9 protein-coding genes are annotated in these 9,366 nt (G+C 51.6%); 6 read left to right on the top strand and 3 right to left on the bottom strand.

The genetic code is table 11. The features are described from left to right. Window positions 1–431: 431 nt before the first annotated feature. Window positions 432–1,148 carry a FadR/GntR family transcriptional regulator gene (locus AC3WRW_RS32480; RefSeq protein WP_492550348.1) on the bottom strand — a complete coding sequence of 239 codons (717 nt, stop codon included), beginning with the start codon at window positions 1,146–1,148 and terminating at the stop codon, window positions 432–434. A 107-nt stretch (window positions 1,149–1,255) separates the two neighbouring features. Between AC3WRW_RS32480 and AC3WRW_RS32475 the strand changes: the two genes are divergently transcribed. From AC3WRW_RS32475 to AC3WRW_RS32465, 3 genes are all read left to right on the top strand, one after another. Then, the gene (locus tag AC3WRW_RS32475) at window positions 1,256–2,671 is read left to right on the top strand and encodes an FAD-linked oxidase C-terminal domain-containing protein (protein WP_492550347.1); all 1,416 of its coding nucleotides are present in this window, start codon (window positions 1,256–1,258) and stop codon (window positions 2,669–2,671) included. 61 nt (window positions 2,672–2,732) lie between these two features. Next, window positions 2,733–3,992, top strand: coding sequence for a (Fe-S)-binding protein (locus AC3WRW_RS32470; protein WP_492550349.1), 1,260 nt, complete (start codon window positions 2,733–2,735; stop codon window positions 3,990–3,992). Between the two features lie 161 nt (window positions 3,993–4,153). After that, complete coding sequence (locus AC3WRW_RS32465; protein ID WP_492550346.1) at window positions 4,154–5,080, top strand: NAD-dependent epimerase/dehydratase family protein; 927 nt, start codon at window positions 4,154–4,156, stop codon at window positions 5,078–5,080. Between the two features lie 19 nt (window positions 5,081–5,099). Here the strand turns inward: AC3WRW_RS32465 and AC3WRW_RS32460 are convergent, their stop codons facing one another. Beyond that, the gene (locus AC3WRW_RS32460; protein ID WP_492550345.1) at window positions 5,100–5,963 is read right to left on the bottom strand and encodes an AraC family transcriptional regulator; all 864 of its coding nucleotides are present in this window, start codon (window positions 5,961–5,963) and stop codon (window positions 5,100–5,102) included. Between the two features lie 144 nt (window positions 5,964–6,107). Here AC3WRW_RS32460 and AC3WRW_RS32455 point away from each other — a divergent pair, with 144 nt between their 5' ends. Genes AC3WRW_RS32455 through AC3WRW_RS32445 form a run of 3 tightly spaced genes read left to right on the top strand, consistent with a single transcriptional unit; the run spans window position 6,108 to window position 8,903 of the window. Beyond that, complete coding sequence (locus tag AC3WRW_RS32455; RefSeq protein WP_492550344.1) at window positions 6,108–6,938, top strand: amidohydrolase family protein; 831 nt, start codon at window positions 6,108–6,110, stop codon at window positions 6,936–6,938. Then, window positions 6,935–7,879 (top strand): aldo/keto reductase, encoded by a 945-nt coding sequence (locus AC3WRW_RS32450; RefSeq protein ID WP_492550343.1) that lies wholly within the window; start codon window positions 6,935–6,937, stop codon window positions 7,877–7,879. The genes AC3WRW_RS32455 and AC3WRW_RS32450 overlap by 4 nt, the downstream gene beginning before the upstream one ends. A gap of 10 nt (window positions 7,880–7,889) precedes the next feature. Next, the gene (locus AC3WRW_RS32445; RefSeq protein WP_492550342.1) at window positions 7,890–8,903 is read left to right on the top strand and encodes a zinc-binding alcohol dehydrogenase family protein; all 1,014 of its coding nucleotides are present in this window, start codon (window positions 7,890–7,892) and stop codon (window positions 8,901–8,903) included. A 223-nt stretch (window positions 8,904–9,126) separates the two neighbouring features. Here AC3WRW_RS32445 and AC3WRW_RS32440 read toward each other — a convergent pair. Further along, the coding region (locus AC3WRW_RS32440; protein WP_492550341.1) for a hypothetical protein at window positions 9,127–9,366 on the bottom strand (240 nt) is incomplete at its 5' end.

Genomic DNA, 9,366 nt, shown 5'->3' with positions numbered 1-9,366 from the left:
ATGGCGGAATTGGCAGACGCACTAGACTTAGGATCTAGCGGGCGACCGTGGGGGTTCAAGTCCCTCTACGCGCATCACACAAAAAGGCAGAACCATTTATGGTTTTGCCTTTTTTCGTTTATAATGGCTTGCACACAATTTGCTTCGGTATATCATGCAGTAAGAGAACTACAAGGCGCTATTTCAACGGAAATAGCCCTAACGCCAGATAAAGGGAAATACAGGTCGTTATTTTGTCATTCGAAGCAGATAACGCCCCTATTTCGTTGAGATAAGACCCTGCATTTCCCCTCTAGCACGCAAAACTCCGTTTTTCTCCGAAATAGCGTCCTACAGTTTCCCTATACCACCCGTGGAACGTTTTCACCGAATCGAGCAGCAACGGCTACTCCTATTTTGATATCATCCCGAATCAGGTGCTAGGCGGCGCCTCATAAGGAAGCATCCGTTGAGATTTTGGCAAGTCTCTGAATCACTTGATCGACTTTATGAATATGCTGCGACATTTTTTCCGCTGCCAGCGCTTCGTTCTGGGCATCGATGGCATCAACAATGTCGCGATGCTCTTGAAGAAGCTTTTCAGCGGATGCGCGCTCAGCAAAAAACCACAGACGGCGAGAAGCCTTCATGCTCACCTGCAGCCTCTCTGTCAAGGACTCCATCATCCCGATCATGAGGGAATTATGCGAGGCTTTGGCGATTTCCAGGTGAAACCGAATGTCGGCTTGCTCGCTTTCTTCCTCATTGCCCAGCGCCCTCTCCATCGTCTGAAGAATGTCCCGAAGCGCCGAGACATTGGCTTCCGTCCGCCGGCTTGCGGCCAAAGACGCGCAGCCCGCCTCGATGAATCTGCGCACTTCCTGCACCTCTTGCAGTGATTCGCCTTGATCGAAGAGGGGCGCAGTATCCGTGGGCAGAGGATTGCTGACGAACGTCCCTCCGCCGTGCCTGATATCGACCCATCCCATCGCTTTAAGCGCGCTCAGCGCTTCCCGGATGGTCGAGCGCCCGACCTGAAAGCTCGCAGCAAGGTCGACTACCGTAGGCAGCTTGGAGCCCGGTGCATAGGTTCCCGTCTCAATTTGCTTTTTAATCTGCCCCATTACGATTTCCGAGCCCTTTTGCGGCCTAATCTGCTGAAATGCCATGCCAATTCCCCCATAAAAGATGTATACATCTATTCAATCATAAGCTAAAATAGAAGAAAAGTCATCAGATCACATGATCACTTAAAAGAGTCCCATGGGAGGCTGCTATGCTGGATAACCAAATTAGACAACAACTGTTCAATATTGTAGGCGAAGCTTTTTTCAAAGATGACATGGAGTCGCTTGTTACCCACTCTTATGACGGAACACCGATGCTCCAATCGCTGCCGGACGGCGTGATTTATCCGAAAGATACGGCGCAGGTTTCTGCGATTATGAAGGTGCTGAACGAGCACCGCATTCCGCTTATCAGCAGAGGCTCGGGAACGAATCTTTGCGGCGGTACGGTTCCCGTTCAAGGTGGCATCGTGATGGTGATGCACCGGATGAACGCCATCCTCGATATCGATATGCAGAATCTCACGGCGACCGTGCAGCCGGGCATCATTACGAAGCAGTTCATCGAGCATATCGAGAGCTTAGGCTTATTTTATCCGCCTGATCCAAGCTCCATGGCCATCTCGACCATTGGCGGCAATATTGCGGAGTGCTCCGGAGGACTTCGCGGACTGAAATACGGTACGACCAAGGATTATGTGATTGGCTTAGAATGCGTGCTGGCCAACGGAGAAATCATGCGCACAGGCGGCAAGCTGATGAAAGACGTGGCCGGGTATGATTTGACGAAGCTCCTGATCGGTTCGGAAGGGACGCTGGCTGTGATTACGGAAGCTACGCTGAAGCTGGTTCCACCGCCGAAATTTAAGAAAACGATGCTGGCGATGTACAAAGATTTATACGGCGCGGCTCGTACCGTATCCAAGATCATTGAAAACCGCATCATTCCGGCAACGCTGGAATTTATGGATAATCCGACGATCCGCGTGGTGGACGACTTCGCCAAGCTTGGTCTTCCGCTGGATATGGCGGCGATTCTCTTGATTGAACAGGATGGCGACATGGAAATGGTAGAGCGGGATATTGCCCGCATCTCGGAAATTTGCCGCGAGGAGCAGGCGGATGAGGTCAGCATCGCGAGCAATCAAGAGGAAGCGCTGAAGCTGCTGACCGCTAGGCGCAGCGCCTTCACTGCTCTTGCGCGTTTGCGCCCGACGACGATCCTGGAGGATGCCACCGTACCGCGCTCCAAAATTGCCGATATGGTGCTGGAGATTAACCGGATCGCAGAGAAGCATGGCGTGCAGATTTGCACCTTTGGGCATGCGGGAGACGGCAATCTTCACCCGACAGCGACAACCGATGCAAGGGATCACGATGAAATCCACCGGGTGGAGGCAGCTTTCGAAGAAATATTTGAAGCGGCGATTCGAATGGGGGGAACGATAACCGGCGAGCATGGCGTTGGACTGGTGAAAGCCCCTTTCTTGGAATGGAAAGTAGGAAGCAGCGGCATCGAGATGATGAAAGGGATTAAAGACGTGTTCGACCCGCATCATCTGCTCAATCCCGGCAAAATGTTTGCCAAAGAATCCAGACGCAGGGTGGTGATCGACCGTGGCTAAAGGAGCAACGCTTCAGGAAACGCTGATTCAGAAGCTGGATTACGATCAATTGACCAACTGCATGCGCTGCGGTTTCTGCCTTCCGGTTTGCCCGACGTTTAAGGAAACGGGTATCGAGGCCGAATCCCCCCGCGGGCGCATTTCACTCATGAAAGCAGCCGTGGATGGCGTTATGGAGCCGGGCATCTCCTTCGAGGATCAGATGAATCACTGCTTAGGATGCCGCGCATGTGAACCGGCTTGTCCGGCCGATGTGAAATACGGGCAGTTAATTGAGCAGGCCCGCGATGCGGTTGAAACCCATACGAAGCAGCATAGATGGTGGATACGCGGCGTGCGCAAGCTGGTGTTCAAAGAACTGTTCCCCTCGCAGCAAAGAATGCGCCTGTTAGGCTCAGGTCTCCATTTTTATAAAAAATCAGGCCTGCAATCCGTCGTTCGCAAAACAGGCGTCGTCGGCGTATTTTCCAAACAATTGTCCGATATGGAGAAAATTCTCCCGGACGCTTCGGGCAAAGGGATTACCCAACTCCTGGGTACCTTCATCCCGGCCAAAGGAGAAAAAATTGCCACTGTTGGCATGTTTAGAGGTTGTTTGATGGATGTGATGTTCACGGAAACGAATATCAAAACCGTTAAACTGCTGTCCGAGGCAGGCTTCGATGTCGTCATTCCGGAGACGCAGAACTGCTGCGGCGCCCTCCATGCGCACAGCGGCGAAAGCGATCAGGCCAAATTGCTGGCTAAAAACAACATCCGCGCTTTCCAAGAAGCCGGAGTGGATTACATTGTATCCAATGCAGGCGGCTGTGGCGCTATTCTGATCGAGTACGATCATTTGCTGCACGATGAGCCGGAGTGGAAGGAAGCTGCGGGGTGGTTCGCTGCGCGGGTGAAGGATATTTCGACCATACTTGTGGAAAAAGGACGTCCGCTGCGCTTCGCCGATCAGCAAGCCGGAACGGCATCCACCCGGGTGACCTATCAAGACTCCTGCCATCTGCGCAATGTAATGAAAGGCAGCAATCCGTCCAGACAACTGCTGAAAGAAGTAGGCAACGTTACTTTTGTCGAAATGAAGGACGCGGGCTCTTGCTGCGGCTCAGCCGGTATTTATAATGTGACGCAACCAGAAATGGCCAATCAAATTCTCGAGGGCAAAATGGTCAATGTGAATGCAACCGAAGCCAGCTTCCTAGTGACCAGCAACCCTGGCTGCTTATTGCAAATGAAGCTGGGGATCGATAAGCACGGTCGCAAGGGACAAATGGAAGCCGTCCATATTGCCGACTTTTTATATGATCGTGTTTTCAAAAATTAACGAAACTGCCATCTCTCAAAAAGCTGCCAAGTTCAAAAAACGGGGCAGCTTTTATTTTCATTTTTTCGTAAAATAAAGTATGGTAATATGTCGATTAAAGGAAATGCTGTAGAGTGAACCTTTTATATGATGTTTACGGCAGTAGTAAGGGGGATGTCTGCATGAACATTTTAGTAACCGGGGGAGCCGGTTTTATTGGATCGCATATTGTCGATGATTTGGTTCAGGCCGGGCATCGTGTGCATATATTGGATAACCTGTCTACAGGCCTTAAAGCGAATGTGAACACGGGGGCTGTTTTTCATCTCGGGGATTTGCTTCATAGCGGACTTCCCGCGGTGTTTAAGGCTGCGCGCCCGGAAGTTGTCATTCATCATGCGGCGCAAGTCGATGTGCAGACTTCACTGGCCAATCCCTTATTGGATGCCAAAATCAACATTCTGGGGACGATTGCCCTGTTGGAGCAATGCCGGGAGCATGGCGTCCGGAAACTGATTTACGCCTCCTCTGCTGCGGTGTACGGGACTCCGCAATATTTGAGTGTGGATGAAGCCCATCCGGTCAAGCCGCTATCTTTTTATGGCATTTCCAAACATACGCCCGAACACTACATAGAAGCTTTTGCTTCTCTTTATGGCATGGACTACACCATCCTGCGGTACGCGAATGTTTATGGTATTAGGCAGGATCCTAAGGGAGAAGGCGGGGTCGTTGCCGTCTTTGTGGACAAGCTTTTGGAAGGAGAACAACCGGTCATTTACGGCGACGGGGAGCAGACGCGGGATTTCATCTATGTGAAGGACATCGTGACCGCAAATAGAGCTGCCTTGAACAAAGGCAGCCACGGTATTTTCAATATTAGCTGCAATGAACAAACGAGTGTCAATGATCTTCTGAGGGTGATGTGTTCGATTTGCGGCAGCAGCTTTAGTCCGTCCTATGAGCCGGCCCGCACCGGCGATATTGTTCACAGCCGGTTGGATAACCGCGCAGCGCTTCACGCACTCGGGTGGAGTCCGGTTTTCACGCTGAAGGACGGCTTGGCAGCAACTTTTGCCTATTATAAAACGCAGCATCAAGTAGGATAAAAGTATACTTTTTTCGCTGTTATCTGATTGATTTTCGGGCGGCCGCAGGCGTTTCGCCGAGCACCCTTTTGAACATGGCGTGGAAATGGGGCAAGCTTTCGAAGCCGCACATTTCGGCAATATGCCGGATGTTGACATCGCTTTCGCCAAGGAGCTGCTTTGCCCGAATGATCCGCTTGGTCATAATATAGGCGGTGATGTTCATGCCAATCAACTGCTTAAAGACGCGGCTGAGATGAGCCGGCGAGACGGCGGCTTGCTTCGAAAGCGTTCCAAGACCGATGTCTTCGCAGAAATGCTGATCGATATAGAGCAGAATTTCCCTCATCCAAACGGGGCCGACTAGAGGGTCGCCCGCAGTCAGCATCGAACCGGAGCCCACATCCCGCTGCAAAAAAAGCAGCAGCTGAAGCAGCTGCAACAAAATCGCCTGACGGTGGCCAGGGCTCGTCTGCTTGAGCTCACGCTGGATGGACTCCAAATGGAGCTCCAAATGCTGACGCTGCGGGAGCACCAGCTCCAATTTGTAATGGCGAACCTTAGCTGCATGCTCGAAGCTGTGCAAATAAGAGAACGAATCGCCGAGTTGCGGCGCCTGAATCATGCCGGAACTAAAATAGACGGCGGTAGACGTAACGGGCGTTTCCTTGTCAGGCGTGGCCCGGTGGATCGTATTTCCGGGGATCAGGAACAGATCGCCCTGCTTCATGTCGTAAAAAGTATGGTCGATGAAGAAGGTGCCTTTGCCGCGGTATACATAGACAATTTCAAACCAGTCGTGAAAATGGTCAGGAAGCTCGCTTTGCGAGCTTTTTGTGTTTTTATAGGCAAAAGAAAACGGAAAAGCGTCGTTCGTATCGAATATTTTGCGCACCGGATGCATAAGACCACTCCTTCCCTGTATGAGTCTTCTAATGATATCAAAAAACAGTATAAATATGCTAGAAATCGATATTTCTTATAGGATAGATGCTGTTAAAATGAAAGAAAGCGATAACAAACAGCTCATTAAATAAGGAGGTATGCCATGCGGATCGATGCACATCAGCATTACTGGAAAATCGATCGGGGCGACTACGGATGGATCGGTCCGGAGCTGCCGGCCTTGTGTCGTGATTTTTTGCCAAGGGATCTATGGACTCATTTGAAGAAGCACCGGTTGGATAAGACGATTGTTGTTCAAGCGGCGCCAACCCTGGAAGAAACAAGCTATCTCCTGTCTTTAAGCGAGGAATCGGAAACCATAGCAGGTGTCGTAGGCTGGCTTAATTTGAATGACCCCGAATGTCTGCTCCACTATGCAGCATTCAAACAACATCCCAAATATGTTGGCTTCCGGGTCATGATTCAAGAAATGCCGGATGCGAACCGGATTCTGGAGCCTCATTTTGTTGAGGCTTTGCGATATTTTGCCGGGGAGGACGTTCCCGTTGATTTGCTTGTAAAAGCCGGGCAATTAGCGCCGGTGATCGAGCTTTTGGAACAGGTTCCGGGGCTGCGGGCGGTGATCGATCATATCGCGAAGCCGCGGATAGCTGATGGAGCTATCGAGCCTTGGAAAAGTCAGATGACGGCTATCGCCAAGCATCGGAACGTGTACTGTAAGGTTTCGGGCATGGTGACGGAAGCGAACCATACAAGCTGGGTCAACGAAGATTTTACGATGTATATCCGGCATATTTTGGAAGTATTCGGGGCGGAGCGGGTCTTATTCGGCAGTGATTGGCCGGTATGTTTGCTCGCGGGAGAATATGACGAAGTTATCGGAGTACTGACGCACGCCTTGCCGGAAACCTGGACTCAGCATGACAATGACCGTTTATTCGGACTAAACGCGAAGGAGTTCTATAAACTATGAAATATCGTAAATTGGGCAAAACAGGGCTGGACGTCTCCGTACTGAGCTTCGGCGCCTCCTCGCTTGGCTCTCTCTTCCGTGAAACGAACGAGGAGGAGAGCATCCGGACGGTGCATACGGCTGTTGATCTAGGCATTAATCTGATTGATGTGTCCCCGTATTACGGTTTAACCAAAGCGGAAACGGTATTAGGCAAAGCGATTGCCCAACTCGACAGAGACCGCTTTATTTTGACGACGAAGGCTGGACGTTATGGCGACGCCGAGTTCGATTTCTCGAAGGAGCGGATTATCCGCAGCGTGGATGAAAGCTTAAAGCGGCTTCATACGGATTATATTGATATTTTATATTTGCATGATATTGAATTTGCAGCTTTTGATGAGGTTGCTGAGGGGGCTTTCCCTGCGCTCGATGCCTTGAAGCAATCTGGAAAAATCCGCTATTTCGGCGTATCCGGATTGCCGTTGTCCGTGTTTGAGAAGTCTCTGGCTGTGAAAGAGCTCGATTCTGTATTGTCCTACTGTCACTATGCGTTGAATGACACGTCCTTGCTGGACATAGTGCCGTTGTTGGAGCAGCACGATATAGGATTGGTTAACGCATCGCCGCTGTCGATGGGACTGCTGAGCACTAGACCCGCAGCAGCTTGGCATCCGGCGCCGGCTGACATTCAGCGCGTCTGCAAGGAGGCTGCCGAGTACTGCGCAAGCCAGGGCGCTGACATTGCGAAGCTGGCGGTGCAGTACGCAACGGCGAACGAGCGGATACCAACGACGCTGGTCAGCACGGCCAGTCCGGAGAACATCCGCAAAAACATCGCATGGACGGATGAGCCTATGGATGCCGGGCTGCTGCAAGAAGTGCTGGACATTTTGATGCCAATTCACAATAAGTCATGGATTAGCGGAAGACCGGAATATAACGAGAAGACTTGCGTATAGGAGGGTTAGAATGAAAGCGATCGTCTGTGAGGAAATTGAGCGGTTTGCCTTTGTTGAGATGCAGGAACCAGCAGTAAAAGCGGGCGAAGCCATCGTTCGGATCAAAAGGATCGGCATCTGCGGGACGGATTTGCACGCCTATAAAGGGAATCAGCCATTTTTCAGCTACCCGCGCGTGCTTGGTCACGAACTCTCCGGTTATGTCGAAGAAGTTGGCGAAGGAGTCCTGGGGCTGCAGGTTGGCGAACAAGTCAGCATCGTTCCATATATGCACTGTGGAGCATGCATTGCTTGCCGCAAAGGCAATACGAACTGCTGCACCGATATGAAAGTGCTTGGCGTGCATATGGACGGAGGGATGAGAGAGCTGATTTCCATACCTGCCAGCCATCTCATCAAAACGGCGGGACTAACGCTTGACCAAGCCGCGATGCTGGAGCCGCTTAGCATCGGAGCTCACGCAGTGCGAAGATCAGGGCTTCGCCCCGGTGAAACGGCGCTCGTCATTGGAGCGGGCCCGATCGGACTCGGCGTCATGATCCTGGCGAAGCTGTTTGGCGCGAATGTTATCGCGATGGACATCAACGACGAGCGGTTGGCGTTTTGCCGCAAGTGGGCGGGCGTCGATCATACCGTGAATGCGCTGCAGCAGCCGAAGGAGCAGTTGTCTGCGCTCACGAACGGCGATATGCCCACTGTGGTTTTCGAGGCGACCGGCAACGCGCGGTCAATGACGGACTCCTTCGGACTTGTCGCGCATGGCGGCAAGCTTGTGTACGTTGGCCTCGTGAAGGCGGACATCACGTTCCATGATCCCGATTTCCATAAGCGGGAGCTGACGCTGCTGGGCAGCCGGAACGCGACGATGGATGATTTCGACACCGTGTATGAAGCGATGCAAACAGGAGTCATCGACATCGAGAGCTACATCACGCATCGTGTCTCCTTCGAGGACATGATCGGCGAGTTTGAGACTTGGCTGAAGCCGGAGTCGAAGGTGATTAAGGCGATCGTTTGTTTGTAGTATGGCGCTGAGTTGAGGTTAAGGGCGTGCAACTGCTGCTTTTGCTTGGAGCTCCTAAGTGTATGTATTGTCATCCACTCGACGGAGCTCCTTTCTTGTTACTCTCCGCCGCCACCACCACGCCGTTACTCTATGTTGTACTTTTATACGAAAATAAAAGTACAACATAGGGACGTCGAAGTCGATCTTCGAGAGGGTTCCTGAGGGCAAGAACTAATCTCCACTAGTCGAAGCACCTAATCACAAGTATCGTCATCCCCCAGTCGGAGCACCTAATCACAAGTATCGTCATCCCCCAGTCGGAGCACCTAAGCAGAAGTATTGTCACCCCCCAGTCGGAGCACCTAAGCAGAAGTATTGTTTCCCACCAGTCAGAGCACCTAAGCCCAAGTATCATTTCCCACCAGTCGGAACTCCTAAGCCCAAGTATCGTCTTCACCAGCCTGAGCCCCCTCCTTATTGC

The organism is Paenibacillus sp. FW126-R14 (assembly GCF_058789495.1).
This window is presented reverse-complemented; position numbering and strand designations above follow the sequence as displayed.